Consider the following 26,152-nt stretch of genomic DNA (forward strand, 5'->3'; position numbering starts at 1 on the left):
AGGCAACCATGGAAGCCGGGCCGGAATGCAAGGAGTCTTGCCATGGACATGGCCGTGATCGAACTCTCCCGGCTGCAATTCGCGCTGACGGCACTCTACCACTTTCTATTCGTCCCGTTGACCCTTGGCCTCTCCTTCATGCTGGTCATCATGGAGAGCATCTATGTGATGACGGGCCGGGAGATCTGGCGCACCGTCACGCGCTTCTGGGGCAAGCTGTTCGGCATCAATTTCGTGCTCGGCGTCGCCACCGGCATCACGATGGAATTCCAGTTCGGCACCAACTGGTCCTATTATTCCCACTATGTCGGCGACATCTTCGGCGCGCCGCTCGCTATCGAAGGGCTGATGGCCTTCTTCCTCGAAGCGACCTTCGTCGGCCTCATGTTCTTCGGGTGGGACAAATTGTCCAAACAGGCCCACCTCTTCACCACCTTCATGGTCGCCCTGGGATCGAACCTCTCGGCGCTGTGGATTCTGATCGCCAATGGCTGGATGCAACATCCGACCGGCGCCCGCTTCAATCCCGCGACGATGCGGATGGAAGTCTCCGACTTCATGGCGGTGCTGTTCAACCCCGTCGCACAGGCCAAATTCGTGCATACGGTCAGCGCCGGCTACGTCTGCGCCTCGATCTTCGTGCTCGGCATTTCGGCCTGGTATCTGCTCAAGGGCAAGTGGGTCGCCGTCGCAAAGCGCAGCTTCACCGTGGCGGCCGCCTTCGGCCTTGCCTCCTCGCTGTCGGTCGTCGTGCTGGGTGACGAGAGCGGCTATGCCCTCACCGACAACCAGAAGATGAAACTCGCTTCGCTCGAAGCCATGTGGCACACTGAGCCGGCTCCTGCGGGTATCGCGATCTTCGGCATCCCAAGCCTGGAAGGGCGCGAAACCCGCTATGAAGTGAAGATCCCCTATGTATTGGGCCTGATCTCCACGCGCAGCCTGACGGGCGAAGTCTCCGGCATTTTCGAGCTGGTCGCCAAGGCGCAAGGTCGCATCGAACATGGCATCAAGGCCTATGACGCGGTGGAGCGGCTGAAGGTCAATCAGAACGACATGGCCGCGCGAGCGCAGTTCGAGGAAGCCAAGGCCGATCTCGGCTATGCCCTGCTGCTCAAGCGCTTCGTTGCCGATCCGCGACAGGCGACGCCTGAGCAAATCGAGAAGGCCGCATGGTCGACCGTGCCCAATGTCCCGGTCATGTTCTGGGTCTTCCGCGTGATGGCTGGCATCGGCTTCTTCTTCATCGCCTTCTTCGCTGCCGCCTTCTGGATGGCGTCGGTGCGGCGCTTCGGCTGCGACAACGGGTTCTGCCGCACCTTCATGCGCGCGGCGGTCTGGATCATGCCCTTGCCGTGGATCGCGATCGAATTTGGCTGGATTTTGGCCGAAATCGGCCGCCAGCCCTGGGCGATCGACGGCGTGCTGCCGACCTTCCTCGCCGCCTCGAGCCTGACCGTCGCGCAGCTCTGGACGACGATCGTCGGCTTCACGCTGCTCTATGGCGCCCTCGCCGTGATCGAAGTCCGCCTGATGATCGCGGCGATCCGCAAGGGGCCTGACGAGCATCGCGCGCCTGCGCCGGCACCAGCGTCGCCGAACGGCTACGCGCCCATTCCTGCCGAATAAGGAGAACAGGTCATGGCACCTCCCATCGACTATGAAACGCTCCGAGTGATCTGGTGGCTCCTGATGGGTGTCCTCCTGATCGGCTTCACCCTGACGGACGGCTTCGATCTCGGCACCGCCGCCCTCCTGCCGTTCGTCGCCAAGACCGATGCCGAACGCCGCATGGTCATCAACTCGATCGGCGCGACGTGGGAGGGGAACCAGGTGTGGTTCATCCTCGGCGGCGGTGCGATCTTCGCGGCCTGGCCATTCGTCTATGCGGTCAGCTTCTCCGGCTTCTACCTCGCCATGTTCCTCGTCCTCGCCGCGCTCATCCTGCGGCCCGTGGGGTTCAAATATCGCTCGAAGAAACCCGATGCGGCCTGGCGCTCGCGCTGGGATTGGGCGCTGTTCGTGGGCGGGTTCGTTCCCGCGCTGGTGTTCGGGGTCGCGGTCGGCAACGTGCTGACCGGCATCCCCTTCCGCCTCGATACCGATCTGCGCTCTTTCTATGAGGGGAGCCTGCTCGGCCTGTTCCATCCGTTCTCGCTGGTCGCCGGGCTGCTCTCGGTAGCGATGATCGTGCTGCACGGCGCGAGCTGGCTCGCGATCAAGATCGAACGCGGCGCAGTCCACGATCGCGCCCGCACCTTTGGACAGGTCGCGGCGGGTGCCTCGATCCTGCTGTTCGCGCTCGGCGGAGTGATGATCGCCACCATGGGCTATGGCTTCCGCCTGACGCATGGGGCCAATCCGCTCGGTCCCTCCAACCCGCTGCTGTCGGGAACGGTTGCGGCGCCGGGGGCGTGGCTCGATAATTACCGGGCATATCCGTGGATGCTGATCGCACCGATCCTCGGTTTCGTGGGGCCGCTGCTGGCATGGATCGGCATCCGCAAGGGCCGCGAGGCGCTGGCGTTCGGCGGCTCGTCGCTCGGTGCCGTGGGCATCATCGCGACGGTGGGCCTGTCGATGTTTCCGTTCATCCTGCCCAGCTCGATCGACCCGGCCTCGAGCCTAACGGTGTGGAACGCCTCGTCCAGCCATGTGACGCTGTTCATCATGCTGGCGGTGACGGTCGTGTTCCTGCCGATCGTGCTCATCTATACGGCTTGGGTCTATAAGGTGCTGTTCGGCCGCATCACGCTGCGCGACGTCGACACCAACCCCGACTTCTACTGATAGGGATGACTCCGATGTGGTATTTCAGTTGGGTATTGGGTGTCGGCCTCGCCGTCGGCTTCGGCATCCTCAACGGCATGTGGCACGAATTTCATTCCGACCCCGATGACGACGCGGCCGCCTGAAGGTCGATCTGATGATTAGCGTCGGCCCTCTCGCGCTGGCGTTGGAGCGGCTGTTCGCGGTCCTCGGAATTGTTGCCTTCATGGCGGCGGCGAGCTGGATCGGCCGTCGCCATGGCAAGGACAGCGATAAGGCCGCATGGCGCGCCCTGCTCGTCGGCCTCGTCGCCGCCCGCGCGGGGTTTGTGGGCCAGAACTGGTCCGCCTTTGCGGTCGAGCCTCTGAGCATATTCTATGTCTGGCAAGGCGGTTTCTTCCCTCTCGCGGGTCTGGCGGCCGCCGCGATTTCGCTGGTGCTGTCGCTGCGCCGATCGCCCGCGCTGTTCCCTACGGGCATGGCCTTCGTTGGCAGCGCCGCGGCCGCGCTCATCGCCACGTCGCTGTTCCTCGCCTCTTCGCAGAGGCCATTGCCGCAAGGCTTGGTCCTCCACTCGCTTGCAGGCGAAGCAAGCGCGCTCGACGATCGGAAGGGCAAGCCGTTCGTCATCAATCTCTGGGCGAGCTGGTGCCCGCCCTGCCGGCGCGAGATGCCTATGCTGATCGAAGAGGCCGCGCGCTCGCCTGTGCCGATCCTGCTCGCCAACCAGGGCGAGGACGCGACGAAGGTGCGGACCTGGCTGGACGGCCAACGCCTGACCTCGGCGCATATCCTCTTGGATAGCGATCAAAGCGCCGCCGCCGCGATCGGGTCCGCGGGTCTTCCCGCGACGCTGTTCGTCGACAGCAAGGGCGTCATTCGTGAGCTGCATGTTGGCGAAATCTCCCGCGCCGCCCTGCTCGCGGGATTGCGGGAACTGGATTAATTTTGACCAAGGAGAAACCCATGACCAGACAAGTGAATATCGGGATCGGCGAGGAAGATCGGATTGCGATCTCCGAAGGCCTGAGCCGCCTGCTGGCGGACACCTACACCCTCTATCTGACGTCCCACAACTTCCACTGGAACGTGACGGGGACGATGTTCAACAGCCTCCATACCATGTTCATGACGCAATATACCGAGCTGTGGAACGCGATCGACCCGATCGCCGAACGTATCCGCTCGCTGGGTCAGCCCGCACCGGGTTCCTATGCGCAGTTCGCCAAGCTCAGCTCCCTGCCTGACGCGCCGGAATCTCCGCCCAAGGCGCTCGACATGGTGGATATTCTCGCCAAGGGCCACGAAGCGGCGGCCCGCACGGCGCGCGCCCTGTTCCCGCTGGTCGAAAAGGCGAGCGACGAGCCGACCGCGGATCTGCTTACCCAGAGAATCGCGCAGCATGAGCAAACCGCCTGGATGCTCCGCGCCCTGCTCGAAGACTGAGGCGGAATGGGCGACAGGGCGTGACCGCGCGCACGATCGCGGCCGCACCCGATCTCCCGCAATGAGAAGGAGGAATTGGAATGTCCCGAAATGAAGGCACCATAGACCGACTGTTGAGGGTGATCGTCGGCCTTGTTCTGATCGCGCTGGTATTCGTCGGGCCACGCTCTGCGTGGGGGTGGATCGGCGTCGTTCCGTTGCTGACCGGGCTTGTGGGCATGTGCCCGATCTATTCGTTGCTCGGCATCAACACTTGCCCGAGACGCTGACAAAAACGGTCCTCATCGCATGAAATGAAACCCTGGCCGCCACGATACGAGCGGCCAGGGCTTTCGCTGGATCAGGACACCGGGGCGGCGTGTTGCTCGGAGCCCTCGCCCATTCCTTGCGCGGGCGCAGGAGCTGCGCCAGCGCGCACGCATTCCTCGATGCGGCGGCCCACATCGGCATCGACGCTTTTCCAATAGTCGATGGCGCGTTCGAGCACCGGCGAGCGGACACCGCCCAGCAAGCTGCCGGCGACCGTCTCCACGAGCCGATCGCGTTGCGCGTCATTGAAGACTTCACGCACCAAGATGCCGGGCTGCGTGAAATCGTCATCGTCGGGCCGAAGCGTGTAGGCCTGCCGCACCATGTCGCCATCGGTTTCCCAGCCATCGGCAGCAGGGCCGGTTTCGTCGGCCCAGCTCCGTCCGCCGCTGTTGGGCGCATAGACAGGGGCATTGCCGCTGTGCTGATAGGCCATCTGCCCATCGAACATATAGGTATTCACCGGCACCTTGGGCTGGTTGACGGGGAGCTGGTGGAAGTTCGTCCCGATCCGGTTACGCTGCGCGTCATTGTAAGCGAACGCGCGGCCCAGCAGCATCTTGTCCGGCGAAAGGCCGATGCCCGGCACCGTGTTCCCCGGCGAGAAGGCCGCCTGCTCGATCTGCGCGAAGAAATTATCGGGATTCCGATTCAAGGTCATCGTGCCGACCTTGATGAGCGGATAATCCTTGTGCGACCAGGTTTTGGTGAGATCGAACGGGTTGATCCGGTAGGTCTTTGCTTCGGCATAGGGCATCGCCTGCACGAACAGCGTCCAGCTCGGATGATCGCCGCGCGCGATCGCCTCGAATAGATCGCGGCGGTGATAGTCGGCATCGGCGCCGGCCATCGTCGCGGCTTCGGCATTGGTGAACTCGGCCGTGCCCTGATTGCTGATGAAGTGATACTTGACCCAGAATTTCTCGCCCTGGGCGTTGATCCACATATAGGTATGCGAGCCGTATCCGTTCATGTTGCGCCAGGTGCGCGGCAGACCGCGGTCGCCCATGAGATAGGTGACTTGGTGGGCCGATTCCGGGTTCAGCGTCCAGAAGTCCCATTGCATATGGTTGTCGCGCAGCCCACAATCGGGAAGGCGCTTCTGGCTGCGGATGAAGTGCGGAAACTTCATAGTGTCGCGGATGAAGAAGACCGGCGTGTTATTGCCGACGAGATCGTAATTGCCCTCGCTGGTGTAGAATTTAAGGCTGAAACCGCGCACGTCGCGCCAGGTGTCGGGACTGCCCGCCTCGCCCGCGACGGTCGAGAAGCGCGCGAGCATTTCAGTCGAAGCGCCCTTCTGGAACAGAGCCGCGTGCGTATAGGCGGATACGTCCTCGGTCGTCTCGAGCACACCGAAGGCGCCCGATCCCTTGGCGTGGGGCTGGCGCTCAGGAACCTTCTCGCGGTTGAAGTGCGCCATCTGCTCAAGGAAATGGACGTCGTGCAAGAGGATCGGGCCATCGGCCCCGATGGTCAGGGAATTGCGGTCGCTTGGCGCCGGCGCGCCGGTGCTCATCGTCGATCCGGTAGCATTCTTGGTATCTGGCATGGCTGCTCTCCCTCTCCGGCAGGGCCGCCGTCCGCCGACTCCCTGCGAACAATCAATCATACGCTGAATCGGCCAAGCCTCAATACAAATATAGAATAATTGTGTAAGCATGATAGACTGACGCCCGAATCTCCAACGGCAGAAAGGACAAGGCGATGGCTTCGATAGAGCTGGCGAAGATCCTGCTCGATGCGCTCGATGATGAGCGGAAGGCAGAGGCGAGCTATGCGGCCGTAATCGACAAGTTCGGCCCGGTGCGGCCCTTCTCCAACATCATTGAGGCCGAACAACGCCACGCTTCGGCGCTCGAACGCCAGCTCCGGCGCCTTGGGCTGACCGTTCCGCCAAATCCGTGGACCGGAAAGGTATCGGCGCCGGCGACGTTGAAAGAGGCTTGCGAAAGCGCCGTCGAAGGCGAGATCGAAAATATAGCGCTCTACGATCGGCTGATTCCAATGATCGACGATCCTGCCGCGCGACAGGTCATGGAAAATCTGCAAGCCGCCTCGCGCGAGCGCCACCTTCCGGCGTTCAAGCGATGCCTGGAACGCGAACAAGATCGAGGCCGCGTGTGATACAAGGAAGCTCCTCGTAGCGTCGAGAGCGAGGGCCTGAAGGAATGAAGTGTGACCAAGTTTGTTTTTGATGCGTCGATCTTTGTGCGGCCCGGGCATGAAACAGACCCCGGCGAGTATTCCGACGAAACCCGCGCCGAAATCGCGAAGCTCCGTGTCCTATATCCGGAACTGGCGCATTGGGGCGACCTGGCCCTTGGCGGTGCGTTTGGCGAAATGTCAGAAGACGTTCTGAGTATCAGTTGGGCACATTTTCTATTCGAGACGCGCGAAGAGTTTTTCCTTGGATACTGCTGCTGGCGTCAGACCCGAGGGGACTGGCATGGCGGGATCGACTTTGACAGGCTCGAAGCACTTACCGACTGGAAGTGAGCCTCGCTGGCCGGTGGTGGCGTCGGATCGGCGGGATCAGGGAACGAGGATACTGCTCGCGTCGACGCCGGTCGCGCCGGTCTTGGTGTCGATGGCCGTCACGGTAACGGCATAGGCGCCAGCCATGTCAGCAGGGAATGCGCCGGTGAAATAGCCGGTTCGGCCGCCATAGGACAGGCGGACCTCGCCGGCGGGCCGACCGTCGTGCCGGATAGTGGCCCGCACGTCATAGCGCGCCGCATCCCAGATACCGCCAGGCTCGATCGGACAACCGCACATCAAGGCGACGTTGGCCGCGAGCCGCACGCTCGCGCCTACGCCGCCGCGCTGGTGCGCAGCCGGTTCGACAAGATCGACCACGAGGCCGGGCAGTTCGAGAACCCAACCATCGCCCTGCGTCGCGGGTCGTCCCGGCACGATCCAGCGCTGGGCGGTGACGCGCACCGCTGCCTGTGGCTGTGCGAGCGGGCCATAAGCCACGACTTCGACCAACCTCGGTTCGTCGATGTCGATCCGCGTCCTGAAGGCGGCCGATGCCTCGTCGGCAAGCGGCGTGCCGCGCGGGCCTCCCGTCATGATCCGGGCCGTGTCGCCGGTCGATCCCGCCGTGCGGCCGTGTGCGAGCACTTCGCCGCTTCGCACGTCGCGGAGGATGATCTCGGCCCCGCCCATCGACGTGCCGACGAATTTGCCGCCTTCGCTGATGACGCGAATGACAAGATCGGTCGGTTCGGCCGCGGCCGTCACGGGAAGGCCGGCAAGGATAAGCGCCGACAGACGGACAAGAGCGCCTGACCTCATTGGCCTCCACCCCCGTTCCTGATCGCGCGCGCCAGGGCGGCATCCTCCCACCGAATCGAAAAGGCTCCGCGAAGCTGGCCCGGTGCAAAGCCCGTTGCCTGATCTTCGGGATAATGCGCGCGGATCGCCGCCGTCACTTCGGGCGCGATGTTTTCGCCATGACAGGCAAGGCACATCGGCATGGTGGGTATGGCGCGCATATAACGATATTCGCCGCCCTCCCGTGCCGTCCAGCGCTTGGGTCGACCTTCATCGTCGATCGGCGCGGCGGCCCAGCTCGCCATGACGCGCTGCTCCGCCGCATCGGCCTTGGCGGCGGGGTTGCGGGTCTTGAGCGCGGTGCGTCGCACACTCGCTCCACTTTCCTCCGAGAGCTGCGCCGCAAGTGCCGGGGCGATGCTCGAACAGACGCCGATAGCACCTTGCGGCCCCTCGGCCGCCATCGCGGCCGTAAGCGCGCTCAGCAATTCCTTCTGGAAACGATCGGCCAGGATCTCGGATCGTGCTTGCGCTTCCTCGGCCATCCTTGCCCGATCGTCACCCAGCTCGTGCGGCGCACAGGCCGATAACGCCAGACCAGAGAGCAACGGAAGGACCACGCGGCGCATCGGGATTTCTCAGGACTGCCCAGCAGCCGGCCCGAAGCGGTCGCACAGCATGTCGATCAGCTTGCGAACGTCCTCGTCGGCAAGGCTGTAGTAGATGGTCGTGCCGTCTCGGCGGGTCTTGACTAGGCCACCTTCACGCAGCTTTCCAAGGTGCTGCGAAACGCTGGACTGCGATTGCTCGCACAGCTCCACCATCTGCCCAACGGCAAATTCACCCTGCGTCAACCGGCACAGAATCAGCAAGCGCTGTTCATTGGCGAGCAGCTTCAGCACGCTCGCCGCTTGGGCGGCGTGCTGAGCGAGGAGCGCGAAGGGCGTATCGAGCGGCATCATCTGGTTGCAGGCTTCCCATCATCTCGGAGCACAATGTAAATGGCCGGAATAACCAGCACGGTCAGCAGCGTCGAGGACGCAAGGCCGAACAGCAGCGAAATAGCGAGCCCCTGAAAGATCGGGTCGGTCAGGATGACGGCCGCGCCGATCATTGCCGCGGCGGCGGTGAGGACGATCGGCTTGAACCGGATCGTTCCCGCTTCGAGCAGGACATCGCGCAGGGATTTGTCGGGCGTTGCCGAATGCCTGATGAAGTCGACCAGCAGGATAGAGTTTCGCACGATGATGCCGGCGAGCGCGATGAAGCCGATCATCGACGTCGCGGTGAACGGCGCGCGGAACAGCATATGCCCGATGACGATGCCGACAAGGGTCAGCGGCACCGGAGTCAAGATGACCAGCGGCAGGCGGAAGCTCCTGAACTGCGCGACGACGAGTATGTAGATCCCCAGCAAGGCGACCATGAAGGCCCCGCCCATGTCGCGGAATGTGACCCAGGTGATCTCCCATTCGCCGTCCCAGAGCATCGACGGCACGCTTTCATCCTCGGGTTGCCCATTGAGGCGGATTTGCGGCTTCACCAGCCCCTGGGCCGCCCAATCATGGTCGTCCACGGCGCGATCGACGGCCAACATGCCGTAGATCGGCGCTTCATAGGCCCCGGCAAGCTCGGCCGTCACCATGTCGGCATAGCGACCATCGCGGCGGAAGATGGCGGGGCTTCCCGTCTCGGTGCGAGCATCGACGACCGCGCCCAGGTCGATGAGCTGGCCGCCCGGCGTTTGCGCGACGGGTGTGCTCGACAAGGCCTGCGTCCAGCTCCGGTCCTTCTGTTCGAGCGCGATGGTGATCGGAAGCGGCGTGCGGCCATCGCCGCGCGGCGCATAGCCGACCGTCTGGCTCCCCATGAGCATTCCGATGCTGTCGGCGATCTGGCGCTGCGAGAGGCCATAATAGTCGATGCGGTCGCGCTGGATGTCGAGACGCAACTTGGGCCGCGGCGTTCCAAAACTGTTGTCGACGTCGACGATGAAGGGGACGGATTTGAAAATTTTCTCAACCTCCGTCGCCGTTTTTTCGCGCGTGGCCGCATCGGGGCCATAGACCTCGGCGAGCAAGGTCGCGAGCACGGGCGGCCCCGGAGGCGTCTCGACCACCTTGATCGACGCGGTTTCAGGGAGCTTCAGCGCCTTCAACCGCTGGCGCAGGTCAAGCGCGATCTGGTGGCTCGACCGGCTGCGCTCGCCCTTGGGCAGCAGCGTCACCATGACGTCGCCCTGTTCGGGCTGCGAACGCAGGAAATAGTGCCGGACAAGGCCGTTGAAGTTGAACGGCGCCGATGTGCCGACATAGGCCTCCATAGACGTTGCTTCGGGCAGGCCGCGCACGATGCCGGCAACGTCTTCCAGCACGCGGCCCGTATTTTCGAGCGCGGTGCCTTCCGGCATGTCGACCACCACCTGAACCTCCGACTTGTTGTCGAAGGGAAGTAGCTTCACGGTCACAGCCTTGAAGTAGAACATCGAACAGGCGACCAGCGTCGCCACACCGACGCCGATCAGGAAGTTGCGCGCGGACGTGCGTGTGTCGATCACGCGATGCGCGACGCGGGCATAGAGCTGCCCCAGCTTGCCGCCGCTTTCATCGTGGCCGTGGCCCGCTGCCAGCGTCTTGCGGGCAAAGCGGATCATCAGCCACGGCGCGATCACGACCGCGACGAAGAACGAGAAGATCATCGCGGCCGAAGCGTTGACCGGGATCGGCGCCATATACGGCCCCATCAATCCCGACACGAACAGCATCGGAAGCAGCGCCGCGACCACGGTCAAGGTGGCGACCACGGTCGGATTGCCGACTTCGGCCACCGCCTCGATCGCCGCCTGGGCGCGGCTGCGGTCATCGTCCATCGCCCAATGGCGGGCGATATTCTCGATCATGACGATCGCGTCGTCCACGAGGATGCCGATGGAGAAGATGAGCGCGAACAGGCTGACGCGGTTGATCGTGTAGCCCATCAAGTTCGACGCGAACATGGTGAGCAGGATCGTCGTCGGGATGACCACGGCGGTCACACCGGCCTCGCGCCACCCGATCGCGAAGCCGATCAGCACCACGATCGAAACGGTCGCCAGCGCCAGATGGAACAGCAGCTCGTTTGCCTTCTCGTTCGCCGTCTCGCCATAGTTGCGCGTGACCGCGACCGTGACGTCATCGGGGATCAGCTTGCCTTTCAGGCTGTCGACGCGCTCAAGGATGGCGTCGGAAACGACAACGGCATTGGCCCCGGCCCGCTTGGCGAAAGCGATGCTGACGGCAGGCGCGGAATGCCATTTGCCGTTCTCGGCCCCATTGTCCGACTTCGACCAGCGCCACGCGCGGGCCTGATCCTCGCGCGGCCCCTGCGTGACGCTGGCAACGTCGCGCAGATAGACAGGGGCGCCAGCGCCGGACCGCACGGTAAGCAATCCCACTTCCTGCGCCGACGACAGCGTGCGGCCCGCGGTCACGCCGACCGCCTTGCCATCCTCGCGGATATTGCCCAGCGGGAAGCTGCGATTGGCCTGGCTCGCGGCCTCGATCACGCTGCCCAGCGGCACGCCATATTGGCGCAGCTTCGTCGGATCGGGCGCGATGCGGATTTCCTCGGGGCGTCCGCCGACAAGGAAGCTGATGCCGACATTATCGACCTTGGCGATCTCGGTGCGCAGCTTGAAGGCCAGCTCGTAGAGGCTCGCGTCGTTCCACTGGCCTGCGGCTCCGGGCTTGGGTGTAAGGGTCAGGACGACAGCCGGCACATCATTGATGCCGCGCACCGTCACCTTGGGATCGGGGATGCCGACGGGCTTCCTGTCCCAATTGGCGCGCAGCTTTTCCTCGATCCGGATCGCCGCGTCCTCGGGGTTCGATCCGACGAGGAAGCGGGCCGTCACCATCACCCCGTCGTCTTGCGCCTGCGTATAGACATGCTCCACGCCATCTACGCTCTTGACGATCGTCTCCAATGGGATGCCGACCAGTTCGGTCGCGTCGGCGGCGGAGAGGCCTGGGGCCATCACCTGAATGTCCACCATCGGCACGCTGATCTGCGGCTCCTCCTCCCGGGGGATGGAAAGAAGAGCCAGCAGACCAACGGCGATCGCCGCGAGGAGAAACAGCGGCGTCAAGGGCGAGGCAATGGTGGCCCTGGTGAGGCGACCGGAAATGCCGAGATTCATGGGCGCGTAGCCTTGGGCTTGCCGGGGGAGAACAACGTGTCGCCGGCAGACACACCGCTCAAGATCTCGACCATGGCGGGGTCGGCCGTCGGCGCGATCTGGACCGGCACCATGCTAAGCCGCTTGCCTTCGCTCACAACCTGAACCTGATCTATCCCGTAGCGCGTGGTGACGAATGTGCGCGGCACCACCAGTGCCTTGCGCGTGCCGATCTCGACCGATGCGCTCACGCGGCGGCCGACGAATTGCGTTGAGAGGCCAGGCAGCGTCGCATCGACACGAACCTGGCCTCCGGTGATCGCAGGATAGACCTGCGTCACGCTGCCCTGGCGCGACCCAGAAGGCACCCCTGCATTATTTTGTCCGCCATCATTCAATGCTGGATCGTCAACGATCACGCGCGCGCCGGGTCGGATCTGTCCGGCAACGGATTCTGGCAGCATCAAGCGTAGGACGGGCGGGCCTGCGGTGACGGTCGCGATCGACATGCCCGGCGCGACCGGCGCGCCTGCGGGAATATCGGCGCGCAGCACACGCCCGCTTGCCGGGGCGATCACCGCCCCCTGCCCCGCGACGCTGGCACTGGCGCCCTGCTGCGCCCGCGCTGCGGCAACCTGCGCGTCGGCCGCGCGGGCGGCGGCGACGGCCTGATCCAGACGCGCCTTCGCATAGACGCCGTTGTTGTAGAGGTCGCGGATGCGCGCGAGGTCCGCATTGGCACGCGCCGCTTCCGCCTGAGCGGCGGCCGCCTGCGCACCGTAGGCGCTCGTCTCGTAGCCAAGCCGCGAGTCGACGATCATGCCGATGCGCTGGCCCTTCTGCACCGTATCCCCGGCGCGCACCGAAAGGGAGGTCAATATGCCGGGGATGCGGGCGAGGACTTCGGCCTGGTCGCGGGTGGCGATCTCCGCACCAACTGCCTTCATATCCGCGATCTCCTTGGGGACGAGTCGCACCATGTCGCCTGCGGGCAATGTCGCCGACGCCTCGTCCTGCTCCGGCTGACTGCCGCACGCCGATAACGCCAACGCGGCGCTTGCCAACCAGAGCCACTTGCCCCTGCCGCTCATCATGCCGCTCATTCCCCTCTTTCGCCCTTAGCCGCCGAGCACCGGCAAACCGGCGTCTTTCCATGCGCCGATGCCGCCGGCGAGATGCGTGTCGATCGCGCTCTGGGCCTGCGCGCACTGGTCGAGCGCCTGCCCGGAACGCCGCCCGCCCGCGCATTGCAGCACGACCGTCCGTCCTTCGGGATCAGGGATGTTACGAGGTGAAAAGCCCGACAGCGGCATGTTTACTGCGCCTGCGATGTGGCCGGTCGCAAACTCGCCGGCCTCGCGCACGTCGATCAGCAGCGCTTTGCCGTCCTTCAGCATGGCGTCCAGCTCGGCGGGGCCGATCTCGCGGTGAGCATCACGTTTCTTGAATCCGAACATGGTTGCCTCTTTCAATTTGTGGATTGCATATAACGTGTAATGATTATATTAGTCAATGTCATTGAATGAGGAAGGATCGCAGATGGGCAAGCCGTTGATCGTGGTATTGGGCGCAGGTCTGGGAGGCACGATCGCCTCCTATGAGATCAAGGCCGCCGTCAAAGGCCGCGCCGACGTGATGACCGTATCCGACACGGATACCTATAGCTTCATCCCCTCCAATCCGTGGGTCGCCGTGCGCTGGCGCGAGCCGGAGGCGATTCAGGTCCATCTCCCCCCGGTGTTCGCGAAAAAGAAGATCGGCTTTACCTCGGTCGGCGCCAAGCGACTCCATGCGAGCGAAAAGCGACTCGAACTCAATGACGGAACATCAATCACTTACGATTATCTTGTAATCGCGACCGGCCCCGATCTGGCCTTTAACGAGATCGAAGGGCTGGGGCCGCAAGGCCATACCGTCTCCGTCTGTCAGACCGCACATGCCGCCGACGCGGCCGATGCCTTCGACGCCTTCGTGGAAAATCCCGGCCCGATCGTCGTCGGCGCGGTCCAGGGCGCGTCCTGCTACGGCCCGGCCTATGAATTTGCGCTGATCCTCGACACCGAGCTGCGCCGGCGCAAGATCCGTGACAAGGTGCCGATGACCTTCGTCACCGCCGAACCCTATATCGGACATCTCGGCCTCGATGGCGTCGGCGACACCAAGAGCCTGCTCGAAAGCGAGCTGCGCGACCGTCATATCAAATGGATCACCAATGCGCGCGTCGCCAAGGTCGACGCCGGCCTCATGCACGTCGAGGAAGTGAACGATGATGGCTCGGTCAAGAAGGCGCATGATCTGCCCTTCGGCTATTCGATGATGCTCCCGGCCTTCCGCGGCGTTCCCGCGGTCAGCAATATCGAGGGGCTGACTAATCCCCGCGGCTTCATCATCATCGACAAGCACCAGCGCAATCCGGCGTTTCCGGAAATATTCGCGCTCGGTGTTTGCGTCGCCATTCCGCCGACCGGACCGACCCCGGTGCCGGTGGGCGTGCCCAAGACCGGCTTCATGATCGAATCCATGGTGACGGCGATCGCCGCCAACCTCGCTTTGATCCTCGAGGGCAGGGAGCCGACCGCCGAAGCGACATGGAACGCCGTCTGCCTTGCCGACTTCGGCGATGGCGGCGTGGCTTTCGTCGCCCAGCCCCAGATTCCGCCGCGCAACGTCAATTGGGCATCCAGCGGCAAGTGGGTCCATTTGGCCAAGATCGGCTTCGAGAAATATTTCCTGCGCAAAGTCCGCAAGGGCGAGAGCGAGCCTTTCTACGAAAAGCTGGCGATGCACGTCATGGGCATCCGCAAGCTGCGTTTCTGATCGTCATTTAGCGAAGGAGTGCAAAGATGACTCTCGATCGTGCCGTGATGGCGTTCGCCGGATGTGTCGTGTTGCTGGGTGTCGTCCTGTCGCTGACCGTGCATCCGTGGTGGATCGCGCTCACCGCTTTCGCCGGCCTCAACATGATACAGGCCAGCTTCACCGGCTTCTGCCCCGCCGCGATGGTATTCAAGGCGCTGGGCGTCCGTCCGGGGACCGCCTTCAAATGATCCGCAAGAGGGCGCTCCCCCGCCCCCTCTTGGCCTGCCTGCTCGCGAGCGTCGCCATGCCGGCCCAGGCGACGACGCTGGAAGAGGCGATCGCGGCCGCCATGAACCATGCGCCCGAAATAGAAGCGGCCCGTGCTGACGCGGATGCCGCCGATGCCCGGATCAAGGAAGCCAGAGGCCAGGGCCTTCCCAGCGCGACGCTGAGCGGGACGATCGGCTATGGCCGCCTCGATCCGCAGGGCTATTTCGGGCTTCCGGCTGCGAACGTCACCCCCCGCGCTGCGCAGCTCACCATCGAGCAACCGTTGTTCATGGGCGGCAGGGTCAGCGCCGGGATCGCGCAGGCGAAAGCCGGGAGCGAGGCCGCGCACGCGGGCGAAAGCATGACGCGAAGCCAAATCGTCGTCGCGACGGTCCAGGCCTATGGGGACGTGCTGACCACGCACCGCATGGTCGTGCTCTACGAACAGATGGTCGGCCAGATGGAGGAGATCCAGCGCCAGGCTCGACTTCGCTTCAAGGCCGGGGAAAGCCCCAGCACCGATGTCGCCCAGGCCGCGGCCCGTCTTGCCGAAGCCCAGGCCGCGCTTGAAGCTGCGCGCGGCGTTGCCGTCTCGGCCGATGCGCGGTTCACCAATCTGACCGGCCTGGCGCCGCAGGATTTGCAGCCCCTTCCGGCAAACCCGGCCATGCCGGGATCGCTCGATGAAGCGCTCGACATTGCGCGGGCGAACAACCCTGCTCTCGCCCAGGCCGAAGCCGCATTGGAGGCCGCGCGCGCTGGCGCGAGAGGCGCGCGAGCGGAACGCTTGCCCACGGTCGGGGCATTCGCGGAAGGCTCCACGATCCGCGACCAGTTCTTCCCCGACTATCGTGCCGACGGCGCCACGGTCGGCGTGCGGGCGCGCTGGCAATTATTCTCCGGTGGGCGCGTCTCGGCGAAGATCACCGAAACCGACAGCGCGGTTAGAGCTGCCGATGCGCGCGAGCGTGCGGCGCGGTCCGCCGTCGATGAACAGACGATCAGCGCCTTTCAGGGCGTTCGATCCGCCGTGCTGGTCGAAACCGCCGCTGGTCAACAAGCCCTTGCCGCTGCGCAGGCACGGGACAGCGTTCGCCATGAGGTCCGCGTCGGCATGAAGCCGCAGCTCGATCTGCTTGATGCCGAACGCGAAGCCATCGCGGCCGCCGTGAGCGAGGCCCGGGCGCAAGGCGATCGCATCGTTGCAGCCTACCGGCTGCTCGCCCTCCTCGGGCGCTGAATTTTCGCACGGGAGACACTTTGCACAAGGATTGGTCCAAAAGGAGCTCATCGCCCTCGCAATCTCCGTGGCAATACGCTGCAATGGCTGTGTAGCTTTTCCATGCCAAGACGGCAGTCAAATAGGGCGCCACTCGCGACGAGGTAATGGAGACGATGGGGATGGCACTCTACATGGGCGCCGGTCCCAGCCTCATGTATGCCGCACAGGCCGCCGAAGCCTTCGATCAATTTGAGAAAGATCGAATCTGAGTTTCGTGGGCAGAACCTACGTCCTCGTGCAACGAACGGCGAGCATTGTTCAATTCTATGTTTTCGACGTAGCCTGATCAGCAGTCCTGGGCAGGAACCGGCTCCAATCAATTTGCATGAACCGTATCAGAAGGAGAATCATCCCGATTTGCAGAGCGATACCACATGAGCTTTTCAACGTGCTCGCAAAAGCGTCGCCGAGGCTCGTTCCGCGCAACCCCTCCTTGGCGCTTGCTGCGTAGAGGGAATAGGAAACGAGACCTCCCGCAAAGAACGCTGCGGTAAAATTCAGCAGGCGCACACGCGCCAGCCCCGCCGCGGCAAACAATTGCGCGAAAGGCAGCGACGAAAGAGCAAACAGCCCCAGACCAAGAATTATGTTGCTCTGCCGCGCCACCGGAGCCTCACCCGCAGCGGCAAGATTGCGCTTCTGTTTCTGCGGCAACCACCCCCCAAGACAGCCAGAAAAAGGGTGAGGCAGGACGTCATAATCATCCTGAAATAACAAATAGATGAGCGATAAGCCAAGATGGGTGAGAGAGATGCAATATACTCGTCGTCAGGGTTTTGTCAGCAAAGGTTGACGAGGTTGCTGCTTTCCATGAGGGGCATATGAGCCGATTGAGAGCCCATCCTGAGCGCCATGCGGTGTCCCGCATCGGCTGGCTGCGCGCGGCAGTGCTGGGCGCCAATGACGGCATCGTCTCTACCGCGAGCCTGATCGTCGGCGTCGCGGCTTCTGGAGCCGACAAGACCAGCATTTATGTGGCGGGCACCGCCGCGCTGGTGGCGGGCGCCATGTCGATGGCCGCCGGCGAATATGTTTCTGTCAGCTCTCAGGCTGATACGGAGAAGGCCGATCTCGCACGCGAGACGGGTGAACTTGTCGATCAGCCTGATTTCGAACGCCAGGAGTTGACAGACATCTATGTCGCGCGCGGGTTAGACGAGAATCTGGCCCTGCAGGTCGCTGATCAGCTTATGGCCCACGATGCGCTAAGCGCCCACGCGCGCGATGAGCTGGGGATTTCCGAGGTGGTGAGCGCGCGCCCGCTCCAGGCCGCTTTGACTTCGGCGCTGACCTTCAGCGCTGGCGCGCTCATGCCGCTGCTTCTCGTCTCCATCGCGCCGCAAGCCAACCTTGTGCCGATCGAGGTGGTCGCAACTCTGTTGTTTCTGGCCATTCTCGGTGCGCTTGGGGCCTGGACCGGAGGCGCGCCGCCCACGCGATCGGTGCTGCGGGTCACCTTCTGGGGGGCGCTGGCGCTGGCGGCGACCGCCGGTATCGGACGGCTGTTCGGAACGGTCGTGTAGATATCCCGCCAAATGTCGTCAGGATTCGGTCAGCCTATGCTCCTAGCTCATCGCCTGGAAAGGTGATCATCATGGCACATTCTGATCGCGCAGAGACATTCAAGGTTTGGGATGCCCCGCTGCGGCTGTTCCACTGGCTGCTGGTTGCGGCAATCACGATCGCCTTCCTGTCGTCCGAAAGCGATAGCCCGATCGCGGCCTGGCACATGGTGGCAGGATGGAGCGCGGCGGTGTTGATCGCTTTCCGACTGATCTGGGGCTTGGTCGGCGGCGAGCACGCCCGCTTTGTGGATTTCATCAGACCCTCAGCGATCGCCGGGCACATCCGCGAACTACTGGCGGGCCGACCCGAGCGCGCCATCGGGCACAATCCCTTGGGCGCGATCGCAGTGATCGCTCTTATCGGCCTCACAGGGGTCGTTCTATGGAGCGGGATTGCCGTCGCGGCAGGTGGTATGGACGAGGATCTCCACGAAGCCCTTGCCTATGGCCTGCTCGCCCTCATCGGCATCCATGTCGGTGCTGTGTTGCTGATGTCGGCGGTTACCCGCGAGAATCTGGTTCGCGCCATGATCGGCGGCCGCAAGAAACGCGCCCTCCATCCCGGAGCGCAGGACGCGCGGGCACCGGGCATCTTTGCGATGCTGCTGGGAGTCGTGGCGATCGTCCTGACAAGTATCGCGATTCTCAAGATGGAGCCGATGGCCTTCTCGCCTCAGCACCGCGAGGCGCATCATGGCGTCCCTGGCGAACGCGACTAACGACTTGCGGGGATGACCTGATAGAAGACGCTATGGCCCACCTTCATCACCCACATGGGAAAGCCCTCAAAAGACATGCGCCTGCTCGTCGTCGAAGATAATGACCGGATGGCGGCACTGATCGCCGACGGCCTCCGACGCCGAGGCTTCGTGTGCGACATCGCGCTGGATCTTGCCCAAGCCGACGACGCAATGGCCGGCGCGCAATATGACGCGATCGTGCTCGATCTTGGCCTCCCCGATGGCGACGGCATCGACTGGCTCGCCGGTCGTCGCAAATATCAGCAGATGCCGCCCGCGATCATCCAGACCGCTCGCGGCGCGCTCGAGGATCGCGTCACCGGCCTCGATGCAGGTGCGGACGACTATGTCGTCAAGCCGGTCGAGGTCGATGAACTCGCCGCGCGCATCCGCGCCCTCCTGCGCCGCCCTGGCGTTAGGACGCAACCCGTCATTGAAGTCGGCACGCTTTGCTTCGACACTGCAAGCCGCTCAGCAAGCATCGCGGATCGCAATGTCGATCTCTCCCGCCGCGAGGCCGATTTGCTGGAACTGCTGATGCGCCGGGCGGGAACAGTGGTGCATCGCGATGTCATTGAAAACGCCCTCTACAGCTTCAACGATCCGGTAACTCCCAATGCAGTGGAAGCCGCTGTCTCGCGTCTGCGCCGCAAGCTGGACGAGGCGGCGATGCCGGGCACGCTCCATACCGTTCGGGGTGTTGGCTATATGCTGAAGGACGGCCCGGCATGACGCGGCGCCGATCGGTTTCCCGGCGTTTGCGGCGCGGACTGGGTCTGATCGGTCTAATCGGCACCGTGCTGCTGCTGGCAGCGGTCGCGTTCTTTTACAGCTTCACCTTCACCCATCTCGATCCGCAAGCAGCGATACTACGCGCGATCAAGGAGATGCTGGAGCATGTCGCGCTGCCGCTGGTCGTGCTGCTGGTGCCGGTCACCATCATGGTGCAACGAGTGATCCGCCAGGCATTCCTGCCTCTGGAGGAAGCCGCCGCCGAGATCGAAGCGGCGCGCGGGCATGAACGGGGTTTTCGGATTGACGCCTCGCATATGCCTGCCGAGGCCTTGCCCTTCACCGATGCCGTCAATGATCTGCTCGTGCGCCTCGATGACGCCGTAATGCGGCAGGAGGCGTTCGCGGCCGATGTCGCACACGAACTGCGCACACCGCTGGCGCTCTTGTCGCTCGAACTCGACCGGCTCGATCATGAGGACGCCGCACGCCTCAAGAACGATGTCGCCTCGATGCGCCGGCTGATCGACCAGCTCATGCTGCTGGCGCAGATCGATGCTGCTGCGGCGGCCCAGACGCCGCTGGAGCCGGTGCCTCTCACCGAGATCGCGACTCAGGTCGTTGGAGCCGTTGCCCCTGGCATCATCGCCGACGCCAAGACAATTGAGCTGGATACCGGCGATCATCCGCCGATCGTGAATATCCGCCGCGAGGCGGTCGCCGCGGCCCTACGCAACCTGATCGAAAATGCCGCGCGCGTTACCCCTGTCGGCGGGACGATCCAGGTCCGGGTTGGCCCTGGCGCCATATTGGCGGTACGCGATGAGGGGCCGGGACTGACGCCGGATCGGCTCAGCGACCTCGTGCAACGCCACCGCCGCGCCGATCATGCGAGCAAGACCGGCGCAGGCCTCGGCCTTGCCATTGTCGAGCGGATCATGGCTGCCCACGGCGGTACGCTCACGACCGATCCTACCTTGCACGAATTGGCTCTGCGCTTTCCCGAACCCTGACCATTCCCGTCAGCATCGTGTCAGGATTCGGTCAGGGACGTTCCTTAGCCGGGCGTCATGTCCAGACGAACGATCCTGCTTTCCGGCGGCGCCACGCTTGCCTTGATCCTGACTGGCTTGTGGTGGCTTGCCGCACGACCCAACGGATCGAACCTCCCGGCGACGGAGAGCGCTGCCCGGTCTGAAAGCGGGGTTCTGGCCGTGGATGCCCGTCGCGCGACGCAAATGGGAATCCGCATTGCTCCAGCGACAGCGGCCGAGGAAGCGCCGCTCGCTACCATACCCGCGATGATTCAGCCCCCCGCCAATGCCCGTGTGGCGGTGGCGGCAACCTTTCCTGGTACGGTGGTGCGAACCCTCGTGGTCGAAGGTGACAGCGTGAAACGCGGGCAGCCGCTCGCCATCATCGCGAGCCGCGACGTGCTGACGATCGGCGCTGATCTCAGCCGGGCCCATGCGCGCAGCGGCGTGGCACAGGCCAATGCGGCGCGATTGTCGCAGCTCAGCCGCGAAGGCATCATCGCCGGCGCTCGCGCGGATGAAGCCAATGCCGTCGCTGCCGAGGCACGCGCCGACGTTTCGGAGAAATCGCGCATCCTGGCGCTGGTGAATGGCCATGGCGGCAACGGTTCTTATACGCTCACCGCCCCCATCGCGGGGCGCGTTACCAGTGCCGCGATCCAGGCGGGCAATCCGGTCGACGGCACCACCGCGCCCTATGTGATCGACGCGGCGGATCGCTATGAGGTGGTCGGGCAATTGCCGGAGCGGCTGATTGGACAAGTCCGCCCCGGCATGAGCGTGCGGCTGCTTCCCGATCTTGTGGGCCGGATCATTGCGGTGGGATCGACGATCGATCCGACCACCCGCTCGGCGAGCCTCAAGGCGGAGATCCCCGGTGGCCCCGGCATGGTCGCGGGCCGGGCCACCAGCATCGTGATCGCTGGCCCCGCGCCAGCGGACGCGGCGAGCGTGCCCGATGCCGCCGTCACCATGATTGGCGGCAAAGCGGCGGTGTTCGTCGCCGTGCGCGGCGGCTTCGTGGCCCGGTCCGTCACAAGCGGGGGGAGCAGTAACGGCCGCACCGTGCTGCTCTCCGGAGTCAGCCCAGGTGAGCCGGTGGTGATCTCTGGTACGAGCGCGCTGAAGGCGCTCGCCTCGGCGCAGTAGGTCCACCATGCTGCGTTCGCTCGTCGCCACGGCGCTTTCTTACCGCCTGCTTGTTCTTGTGCTCGCCACAATCACAGCGGGGCTTGGCGTCTGGGCCTTCACCACCTTGCCCGTCGATGCTTACCCGAACATCGCGCAGACGCAGGTGAAGCTGATCCTCAAGGCCCCCGGCATGACGCCGGAGGAGGTCGAAAGCCGCGTCATCACACCGATCGAGACGGAGATGCTCGGCATCCCCCATCAGGCAATCCTGCGCTCGACCGCCAAATATGCCATTGCCGACATCACGATCGACTTCACCGACGGCACCGACATCTATTGGGCGCGCCAGCAGGTCACCGAACGCCTCTCGGGCGTCATGGGCGATCTGCCGGCATCGGTGAGCGGCGGCCTCGCCCCGATCTCGACTCCGCTCTCCGACGTCTACATGTTCACCATCGAAGGGCCGCTGTCGCTCCAGCAGAAGCGCGAACTGCTCGACTGGACGATCCGGCCCGCGCTGCGCACGGTGCCCGGCGTCGCCGATGTCAACGCGCTGGGCGGTTATGTCCGCACGTTCGAGGTCAGGCCCGATCCCGTCGCGCTGGCGAGCGCGAAACTCTCCGTGGCCGACCTGCGCACCGCAATCGAAAGCGGCAACCGCAATGACGGCGCGGGCCGCCTCGCGAGCGGCGAGGAAGCACTGATCGTCCGCGCGGTGGGCGCGATCCGCACCGTCGAGGATCTGGGGTCGCTCGTCATCGCCAGCCGCGACGGACGGATCGTCCGGCTCGGCGATGTCGCCACCGTCGGCATTGGCAGTCTCACTCGTTATGGCGCGGTCGCGCGCGGCGGCAAAGCCGAAGCCGTGCAGGGTCTCGTCATCGCGCTGCGCGGCGCGGACGCCCGCCAGGTGGTCGATGGCGTGCGGACACGGCTCGCCGAGATGCAGAGTGGCCTGCCCGAAGGCACGCAAATCCATGTCTTCTACGACCGCTCCGATCTGATCGAGCGCGCGGTCGGCACGGTCGAGAAGGCGTTGCTGGAGGCGACCGTGCTGGTCGTCGTGCTGCTGATTCTGTTTCTCGGCGACTGGCGCGCCGCCGCGATCGTCGCGGTGACCCTGCCGATGGCGGCGCTCATCACCTTCCTGTTCATGCGCGGCATGGGGCTGTCCGCCAATCTGATGAGCCTGGGCGGCCTCGCCATCGCGATCGGGCTGCTGGTCGATGGCGCGGTGGTCGTGGTCGAAAATGTCGTCGAGCGGCTGGGGCACGCGCATGGCGAGGATACGCCCCGGCTGAACCTTGTGTTCCGCGCGACCAGCGAGGTGATCGTGCCGGTGTCGGCGGGGATCGTCATCATCGCGCTGGTGTTCCTTCCGCTGCTGTCGTTGCAGGGGCTGGAGGGCAAGCTGTTCGCGCCGGTCGCGCTCACTATCGTCTTTGCACTGCTCGGCTCCTTGCTGCTCGCACTGACGCTTGTGCCGGTACTCGCCTCCTTCGGTCTCAAGAGCGGCCATCATGGCGATCCGTGGATCATGCGCCAGCTTGGCCCGCGCTATCGCGCGCTGCTGGACGGCGCGTTCGCGCGCAAGCGTCTGGTCTATGGCCTGTCCGCCGCCGGGCTGGTGCTGGCGGGTCTGGCTTATGGCGCCGTCGGCAAGACCTTCATGCCGACGATGGACGAGGGCTCGGTGATCGTCCAGCTCACCAAGATGCCGTCGATCAACCTCAGCCAGTCGGTCGCCGGCGACATGGCCGTGCAGCGCGCACTCCTCACCGTGCCGGAGGTCGAGGATGTGATCGCCCGCGTTGGTTCCGACGAGATCGGCCTCGACCCCATGGGCCTCAATGAAACCGACAGCTTCGTCCAGTTGAAGCCGCGATCTGAGTGGCGGGGTGACAAGGACTTCGTGGTCGAGGAAATCCGCAAGGCGCTAGAGGGATTGCCCGGCATCGAAGCCAGCTTCACCCAACCGATCGAAATGCGTGTCTCGGAAATGCTGACCGGCGCGCGCGGCGATCTCGCGGTGAAGATATTCGGTCCCGATTCGCAGATGCTCGCCGATCTGGCGGGCCAGGTCCAGCACATGCTGTCCGGCATTGACGGCGCCTCGGAAGTGCTGACGGTCGCCAATGACAGCGTGGATTATCTCCAGCTCGATATCGATCGCGCGGCGGCGGGACGGTTCGGAATGCCGATCGACCAGATGCAGGATGCCCTGCGCGCGCAGGTCGAGGGCGTCCACGCAGGGATCGTCGCCGATGGGCAGAAGCGCGTGCCTATCGTGATCCGCGGCGATGACAGCATCCGCAATGATCCGGCCCGCTTCGCCGATCTGCAACTGCGCACACCCGATGGCACGCTGGCGCGCGTCAGCGACATGGCGCGGGTGGAGCGGACGCAGGGTCCGGTGAAACTCGACCATGAGAACGGCTCGCGCTTCGCACTTGTGCAGGCGTTCGTCTCGGGACGCGACCTGGTCGGCTATGTCGATGAGGCCAAGGCGGCCGTCGCTGCCAGGGTCAGGCTGCCTGCGGGTTACAGCATCGTCTGGGGCGGCCAGTTCGAAAACCAGCAGCGCGCGTCGGCGCGGCTGATGCTGGTGATCCCGATCGCATTGGCGCTGATCTTTCTCGTCCAGCTGGCAACGCTCCGCTCACTCAGGGCATCGTTGCTCATCCTCGCGAATATCCCGTTCGCGATGGTCGGCGGGCTGCTCTCGCTCTGGCTGTCGGGTGAATATCTCTCCGTTCCCGCATCGGTGGGGTTCATCGCGCTGCTCGGCATCGCCGTGCTCAACGGACTGGTTCTAGTCGCCCATTTTCGCCAGCTCCGCGCCGAGGGGCTGAGCATGGCCGAGACGGTACGGCTGGGCGCGCAGCGGCGGCTGCGTCCCGTGCTGATGACCGCGAGCATCACGGCTTTCGGCCTCGTGCCCTTGCTGTTCGCCAGCGGGCCCGGGTCCGAAATTCAGCGGCCGCTGGCGATCGTGGTGATCGGCGGCCTCATCACCTCCACTTTGTTGACGCTGATCCTGCTGCCGATCCTGTTCGAGCGCTTCGGCGAAAGCGCTGAGGAAATCGCAAATGTCTGACCTTCTGTTCACCCTCCATTGCGCCGTCCGCGACACCGAAGCGTTGCTGGTCGCAATCCGCACCGTGTCCCCGGCACCTATCCACATCTGCGCGGAATCCGTCCGCGGCCAGGATTATGACGATGCCGGAACGGCGGAGAAAGTGTCCGGCGAGCTCAAGCGGGCCACGCTCGAACTGATCGTCGGCGCGGACAGGATGCCCGACCTGCTTCATGCCGTGGAGGAGGCTCGGCGCGACCTGCCGGTCCGCTGGCGAACCACCTGCCTGCTCGATCATGGAAGGATCGCCTGATGCGGGCCATGCTCCTCGCCTGCGGCCTGCTGCTGGCCGCATCGCCAGCCCTGGCACAGCGCACCGATTTGCCGCCCGCCGACAGGGTGAATGAGGCGTTGGACAATCATCCCAGCGTTGCCGCAGCCGCTGCCCGCGTCGAGGCGGCGCGGGCACGGGGCGATATGCTGCGAAAAGGTCCGCATGAGGTGACCGTCAGCGGCAGCTATATACGCCGCACCGTCGATCGCGAAGGCGGATTCAATGAGTTCGACACGACGATCAGCCGTCCCTTCCGCCTGCCCGGCAAGGCAGCGCTTGATCGCGAGGCGGGGGCGCTGGGCGTTGAGGTTGCCCGGAACCAGATGGAAGATGTCCGGCACCAGACGGCGCTCGTCTTCTCCGGCCTGTGGCATGACTGGCTGGCCGCCGGGAGCCATTATCGCAACGATCTCGACACCGTCCGGGGGCTGGAGGCATCGATGGCGGCCGTAGCGCGGCGCGTGGCGCTGCGGGATGCCGCGCAGCTTGACCTCGATCAGGCTGCCGCCGCGCTGGCACAGGCACGCGCGCAGGCGGCCTCGTCGCTCGCCTCACGCGAACAGGCGCGCGTTACGCTTGTGGCGACCTTTCCGGACATTCCACTTCCGCCCGAGCCGCCGGAGCTGGCGATACCCGTGCTGCCTGCCGATGGGCTGGAAGCCATGCGCGATCTGGTGATCGAACGCAGCCACGAAATCGGTGCCGCCGATAAGGAGGCGCAACGGCTGGACGTCACCGCACGCCGGGTTCGCGCCGACCGCGTCGCCGATCCTTCCTTCGGGGTCCGCCTGTTCAGCGAGCGCGGCGGTACGGAAACAGGGGCGGGTGTCGTCGCCTCGATCTCGCTGGGCGGCGGTTATCGCCGTGCGGCGGCCGACCAGGCCTCGGCCGAGGCCAATGCCGCGCGCATGGAACTGGCGGCCGTGACACGCACCGTCGAGGCGATGGCCAATGCTGGTCTTTCCAACGCCCGTACCCGGTTCAATGCCTGGTCCAACGCCGAAGCGTCCGCCCGCAGCGCCGGCGATGCCGCCGCAAGGACGGCTCGCGGCTATCAACTTGGCCAGATCGACCTGGCCGATCTCCTTTATGCGCAGCGGCAGACCAATGACGCGCGCCGCATGGAGATCGATGCCCGCTCCGAAGCAAACCGGGCGCTACTCAGGCTCGAAATCGACTCGCACAGCATCTGGGCGGCGGTCGACAGGGAGTGATCGAACCACGGTGGCT

At 64.5% G+C, this 26,152-nt stretch carries 27 protein-coding genes; 19 read left to right on the top strand and 8 right to left on the bottom strand.

Features of this window, described 5'->3' with window-relative positions; genetic code table 11:
• Positions 1-42: 42 nt before the first annotated feature.
• The 6 genes from HRJ34_RS13080 to HRJ34_RS13105 all read left to right on the top strand — a co-directional run bounded on the left by HRJ34_RS13080 (position 43) and on the right by HRJ34_RS13105 (position 4,484).
• Positions 43-1,629 carry a cytochrome ubiquinol oxidase subunit I gene (locus tag HRJ34_RS13080; protein ID WP_012049920.1) on the top strand — a complete coding sequence of 529 codons (1,587 nt, stop codon included), beginning with the start codon at positions 43-45 and terminating at the stop codon, positions 1,627-1,629.
• A 12-nt stretch (positions 1,630-1,641) separates the two neighbouring features.
• Positions 1,642-2,790: a cytochrome d ubiquinol oxidase subunit II gene (gene cydB / locus HRJ34_RS13085; RefSeq protein WP_012049919.1), complete on the top strand. Its 1,149-nt coding sequence runs from the start codon at positions 1,642-1,644 to the stop codon at positions 2,788-2,790.
• A 14-nt stretch (positions 2,791-2,804) separates the two neighbouring features.
• Positions 2,805-2,915: a cytochrome bd-I oxidase subunit CydX gene (cydX, locus tag HRJ34_RS13090; protein WP_012049918.1), complete on the top strand. Its 111-nt coding sequence runs from the start codon at positions 2,805-2,807 to the stop codon at positions 2,913-2,915.
• Between the two features lie 11 nt (positions 2,916-2,926).
• Positions 2,927-3,715 (top strand): TlpA disulfide reductase family protein, encoded by a 789-nt coding sequence (locus HRJ34_RS13095; protein ID WP_012049917.1) that lies wholly within the window; start codon positions 2,927-2,929, stop codon positions 3,713-3,715.
• 20 nt (positions 3,716-3,735) lie between these two features.
• Positions 3,736-4,215, top strand: a complete 480-nt coding sequence (locus tag HRJ34_RS13100) for a Dps family protein (RefSeq protein ID WP_012049916.1) — start codon at positions 3,736-3,738, stop codon at positions 4,213-4,215.
• Between the two features lie 80 nt (positions 4,216-4,295).
• Positions 4,296-4,484, top strand: a complete 189-nt coding sequence (locus tag HRJ34_RS13105; protein ID WP_012049915.1) for a YgaP family membrane protein — start codon at positions 4,296-4,298, stop codon at positions 4,482-4,484.
• Between the two features lie 71 nt (positions 4,485-4,555).
• Here HRJ34_RS13105 and HRJ34_RS13110 read toward each other — a convergent pair whose 3' ends face one another.
• Positions 4,556-6,076 carry a catalase gene (locus tag HRJ34_RS13110; protein WP_012049914.1) on the bottom strand — a complete coding sequence of 507 codons (1,521 nt, stop codon included), beginning with the start codon at positions 6,074-6,076 and terminating at the stop codon, positions 4,556-4,558.
• A gap of 155 nt (positions 6,077-6,231) precedes the next feature.
• Between HRJ34_RS13110 and HRJ34_RS13115 the strand changes: the two genes are divergently transcribed.
• Both HRJ34_RS13115 and HRJ34_RS13120 read left to right on the top strand, forming a co-directional pair.
• Positions 6,232-6,651: a ferritin-like domain-containing protein gene (locus HRJ34_RS13115; RefSeq protein WP_012049913.1), complete on the top strand. Its 420-nt coding sequence runs from the start codon at positions 6,232-6,234 to the stop codon at positions 6,649-6,651.
• A gap of 51 nt (positions 6,652-6,702) precedes the next feature.
• Positions 6,703-7,023 (top strand): hypothetical protein, encoded by a 321-nt coding sequence (locus HRJ34_RS13120; RefSeq protein ID WP_016747690.1) that lies wholly within the window; start codon positions 6,703-6,705, stop codon positions 7,021-7,023.
• Positions 7,024-7,059: 36 nt separating this feature from the next.
• On the opposite strand, the gene HRJ34_RS13125 is transcribed toward HRJ34_RS13120, so the two are convergent.
• The 6 genes from HRJ34_RS13125 to HRJ34_RS13150 form a co-directional block, all read right to left on the bottom strand.
• Positions 7,060-7,770 carry a hypothetical protein gene (locus tag HRJ34_RS13125; protein ID WP_226948756.1) on the bottom strand — a complete coding sequence of 237 codons (711 nt, stop codon included), beginning with the start codon at positions 7,768-7,770 and terminating at the stop codon, positions 7,060-7,062.
• Positions 7,771-7,820: 50 nt separating this feature from the next.
• Entirely contained in the window at positions 7,821-8,348 is a 528-nt protein-coding gene (locus HRJ34_RS13130) for a Tll0287-like domain-containing protein (protein ID WP_226948755.1), read from the bottom strand.
• A 93-nt stretch (positions 8,349-8,441) separates the two neighbouring features.
• Positions 8,442-8,765, bottom strand: coding sequence for an ArsR/SmtB family transcription factor (locus HRJ34_RS13135; protein WP_012049910.1), 324 nt, complete (start codon positions 8,763-8,765; stop codon positions 8,442-8,444).
• A complete protein-coding gene (locus tag HRJ34_RS13140) occupies positions 8,762-11,980 on the bottom strand; it encodes an efflux RND transporter permease subunit (protein WP_208634289.1) in 3,219 nt (1,072 codons plus the stop codon). The genes HRJ34_RS13135 and HRJ34_RS13140 overlap by 4 nt, the downstream gene beginning before the upstream one ends.
• Complete coding sequence (locus HRJ34_RS13145; RefSeq protein WP_029549118.1) at positions 11,977-13,053, bottom strand: efflux RND transporter periplasmic adaptor subunit; 1,077 nt, start codon at positions 13,051-13,053, stop codon at positions 11,977-11,979. The genes HRJ34_RS13140 and HRJ34_RS13145 overlap by 4 nt, the downstream gene beginning before the upstream one ends.
• Positions 13,054-13,077: 24 nt before the next feature.
• Positions 13,078-13,416 carry a rhodanese-like domain-containing protein gene (locus tag HRJ34_RS13150; protein ID WP_012049907.1) on the bottom strand — a complete coding sequence of 113 codons (339 nt, stop codon included), beginning with the start codon at positions 13,414-13,416 and terminating at the stop codon, positions 13,078-13,080.
• An 82-nt stretch (positions 13,417-13,498) separates the two neighbouring features.
• On the opposite strand from HRJ34_RS13150, the gene HRJ34_RS13155 reads away from it, so the two are divergent.
• The 3 genes from HRJ34_RS13155 to HRJ34_RS13165 are packed head-to-tail and all read left to right on the top strand — an operon-like array spanning position 13,499 to position 16,268.
• Positions 13,499-14,776, top strand: coding sequence for an NAD(P)/FAD-dependent oxidoreductase (locus HRJ34_RS13155; protein ID WP_029549117.1), 1,278 nt, complete (start codon positions 13,499-13,501; stop codon positions 14,774-14,776).
• A gap of 26 nt (positions 14,777-14,802) precedes the next feature.
• The gene (locus HRJ34_RS13160; RefSeq protein ID WP_012049905.1) at positions 14,803-15,006 is read left to right on the top strand and encodes a YgaP family membrane protein; all 204 of its coding nucleotides are present in this window, start codon (positions 14,803-14,805) and stop codon (positions 15,004-15,006) included.
• On the top strand, positions 15,003-16,268 hold the full coding sequence (locus tag HRJ34_RS13165) for a TolC family outer membrane protein (RefSeq protein WP_012049904.1): 1,266 nt from the start codon (positions 15,003-15,005) through the stop codon (positions 16,266-16,268). Before HRJ34_RS13160 ends, HRJ34_RS13165 begins: the two co-directional genes overlap by 4 nt.
• A 306-nt stretch (positions 16,269-16,574) precedes the next feature.
• On the opposite strand, the gene HRJ34_RS13175 is transcribed toward HRJ34_RS13165, so the two are convergent.
• The gene (locus HRJ34_RS13175; RefSeq protein WP_146001582.1) at positions 16,575-16,964 is read right to left on the bottom strand and encodes a hypothetical protein; all 390 of its coding nucleotides are present in this window, start codon (positions 16,962-16,964) and stop codon (positions 16,575-16,577) included.
• A gap of 167 nt (positions 16,965-17,131) precedes the next feature.
• On the opposite strand from HRJ34_RS13175, the gene HRJ34_RS13180 reads away from it, so the two are divergent.
• The 8 genes from HRJ34_RS13180 to HRJ34_RS13215 all read left to right on the top strand — a co-directional run bounded on the left by HRJ34_RS13180 (position 17,132) and on the right by HRJ34_RS13215 (position 26,136).
• Positions 17,132-17,833 carry a VIT1/CCC1 transporter family protein gene (locus tag HRJ34_RS13180; protein WP_012049902.1) on the top strand — a complete coding sequence of 234 codons (702 nt, stop codon included), beginning with the start codon at positions 17,132-17,134 and terminating at the stop codon, positions 17,831-17,833.
• A gap of 71 nt (positions 17,834-17,904) precedes the next feature.
• Positions 17,905-18,594 (top strand): cytochrome b/b6 domain-containing protein, encoded by a 690-nt coding sequence (locus HRJ34_RS13185; protein ID WP_012049901.1) that lies wholly within the window; start codon positions 17,905-17,907, stop codon positions 18,592-18,594.
• Between the two features lie 75 nt (positions 18,595-18,669).
• Positions 18,670-19,347: a winged helix-turn-helix domain-containing protein gene (locus tag HRJ34_RS13190; protein WP_029549116.1), complete on the top strand. Its 678-nt coding sequence runs from the start codon at positions 18,670-18,672 to the stop codon at positions 19,345-19,347.
• Complete coding sequence (locus HRJ34_RS13195) at positions 19,344-20,360, top strand: sensor histidine kinase (protein WP_012049899.1); 1,017 nt, start codon at positions 19,344-19,346, stop codon at positions 20,358-20,360. Before HRJ34_RS13190 ends, HRJ34_RS13195 begins: the two co-directional genes overlap by 4 nt.
• 57 nt (positions 20,361-20,417) lie before the next feature.
• Entirely contained in the window at positions 20,418-21,530 is a 1,113-nt protein-coding gene (locus tag HRJ34_RS13200; protein WP_016747686.1) for an efflux RND transporter periplasmic adaptor subunit, read from the top strand.
• Positions 21,531-21,537: 7 nt separating this feature from the next.
• Complete coding sequence (locus HRJ34_RS13205) at positions 21,538-24,609, top strand: efflux RND transporter permease subunit (RefSeq protein WP_016747685.1); 3,072 nt, start codon at positions 21,538-21,540, stop codon at positions 24,607-24,609.
• The gene (locus HRJ34_RS13210) at positions 24,602-24,901 is read left to right on the top strand and encodes a DUF3240 family protein (protein ID WP_016747684.1); all 300 of its coding nucleotides are present in this window, start codon (positions 24,602-24,604) and stop codon (positions 24,899-24,901) included. The genes HRJ34_RS13205 and HRJ34_RS13210 overlap by 8 nt, the downstream gene beginning before the upstream one ends.
• Positions 24,901-26,136: a TolC family protein gene (locus tag HRJ34_RS13215; protein WP_016747683.1), complete on the top strand. Its 1,236-nt coding sequence runs from the start codon at positions 24,901-24,903 to the stop codon at positions 26,134-26,136. Before HRJ34_RS13210 ends, HRJ34_RS13215 begins: the two co-directional genes overlap by 1 nt.
• Positions 26,137-26,152 lie beyond the last annotated feature (16 nt).

The organism is Rhizorhabdus wittichii (assembly GCF_017607425.1).
In the GTDB taxonomy this organism is placed as follows: Bacteria; Pseudomonadota; Alphaproteobacteria; order Sphingomonadales; family Sphingomonadaceae; genus Rhizorhabdus; species Rhizorhabdus wittichii.

Bases quoted from the DNA above. Each gene is read 5' to 3' on its own strand.
- HRJ34_RS13080 (WP_012049920.1), top strand. From the start codon at position 43: ATGGACATGGCCGTGATCGAACTCTCCCGGCTGCAATTCGCGCTGACG.
- cydB (WP_012049919.1), top strand. From the start codon at position 1,642: ATGGCACCTCCCATCGACTATGAAACGCTCCGAGTGATCTGGTGGCTC.
- cydX (WP_012049918.1), top strand. From the start codon at position 2,805: ATGTGGTATTTCAGTTGGGTATTGGGTGTCGGCCTCGCCGTCGGCTTC.
- HRJ34_RS13095 (WP_012049917.1), top strand. From the start codon at position 2,927: ATGATTAGCGTCGGCCCTCTCGCGCTGGCGTTGGAGCGGCTGTTCGCG.
- HRJ34_RS13100 (WP_012049916.1), top strand. From the start codon at position 3,736: ATGACCAGACAAGTGAATATCGGGATCGGCGAGGAAGATCGGATTGCG.
- HRJ34_RS13105 (WP_012049915.1), top strand. From the start codon at position 4,296: ATGTCCCGAAATGAAGGCACCATAGACCGACTGTTGAGGGTGATCGTC.
- HRJ34_RS13110 (WP_012049914.1), bottom strand. From the start codon at position 6,076: ATGCCAGATACCAAGAATGCTACCGGATCGACGATGAGCACCGGCGCG.
- HRJ34_RS13115 (WP_012049913.1), top strand. From the start codon at position 6,232: ATGGCTTCGATAGAGCTGGCGAAGATCCTGCTCGATGCGCTCGATGAT.
- HRJ34_RS13130 (WP_226948755.1), bottom strand. From the start codon at position 8,348: ATGGCCGAGGAAGCGCAAGCACGATCCGAGATCCTGGCCGATCGTTTC.
- HRJ34_RS13135 (WP_012049910.1), bottom strand. From the start codon at position 8,765: ATGATGCCGCTCGATACGCCCTTCGCGCTCCTCGCTCAGCACGCCGCC.
- HRJ34_RS13140 (WP_208634289.1), bottom strand. From the start codon at position 11,980: ATGAATCTCGGCATTTCCGGTCGCCTCACCAGGGCCACCATTGCCTCG.
- HRJ34_RS13145 (WP_029549118.1), bottom strand. From the start codon at position 13,053: ATGATGAGCGGCAGGGGCAAGTGGCTCTGGTTGGCAAGCGCCGCGTTG.
- HRJ34_RS13150 (WP_012049907.1), bottom strand. From the start codon at position 13,416: ATGTTCGGATTCAAGAAACGTGATGCTCACCGCGAGATCGGCCCCGCC.
- HRJ34_RS13155 (WP_029549117.1), top strand. From the start codon at position 13,499: ATGGGCAAGCCGTTGATCGTGGTATTGGGCGCAGGTCTGGGAGGCACG.
- HRJ34_RS13160 (WP_012049905.1), top strand. From the start codon at position 14,803: ATGACTCTCGATCGTGCCGTGATGGCGTTCGCCGGATGTGTCGTGTTG.
- HRJ34_RS13165 (WP_012049904.1), top strand. From the start codon at position 15,003: ATGATCCGCAAGAGGGCGCTCCCCCGCCCCCTCTTGGCCTGCCTGCTC.
- HRJ34_RS13180 (WP_012049902.1), top strand. From the start codon at position 17,132: ATGAGCCGATTGAGAGCCCATCCTGAGCGCCATGCGGTGTCCCGCATC.
- HRJ34_RS13185 (WP_012049901.1), top strand. From the start codon at position 17,905: ATGGCACATTCTGATCGCGCAGAGACATTCAAGGTTTGGGATGCCCCG.
- HRJ34_RS13190 (WP_029549116.1), top strand. From the start codon at position 18,670: ATGCGCCTGCTCGTCGTCGAAGATAATGACCGGATGGCGGCACTGATC.
- HRJ34_RS13195 (WP_012049899.1), top strand. From the start codon at position 19,344: ATGACGCGGCGCCGATCGGTTTCCCGGCGTTTGCGGCGCGGACTGGGT.
- HRJ34_RS13200 (WP_016747686.1), top strand. From the start codon at position 20,418: ATGTCCAGACGAACGATCCTGCTTTCCGGCGGCGCCACGCTTGCCTTG.
- HRJ34_RS13205 (WP_016747685.1), top strand. From the start codon at position 21,538: ATGCTGCGTTCGCTCGTCGCCACGGCGCTTTCTTACCGCCTGCTTGTT.
- HRJ34_RS13210 (WP_016747684.1), top strand. From the start codon at position 24,602: ATGTCTGACCTTCTGTTCACCCTCCATTGCGCCGTCCGCGACACCGAA.
- HRJ34_RS13215 (WP_016747683.1), top strand. From the start codon at position 24,901: ATGCGGGCCATGCTCCTCGCCTGCGGCCTGCTGCTGGCCGCATCGCCA.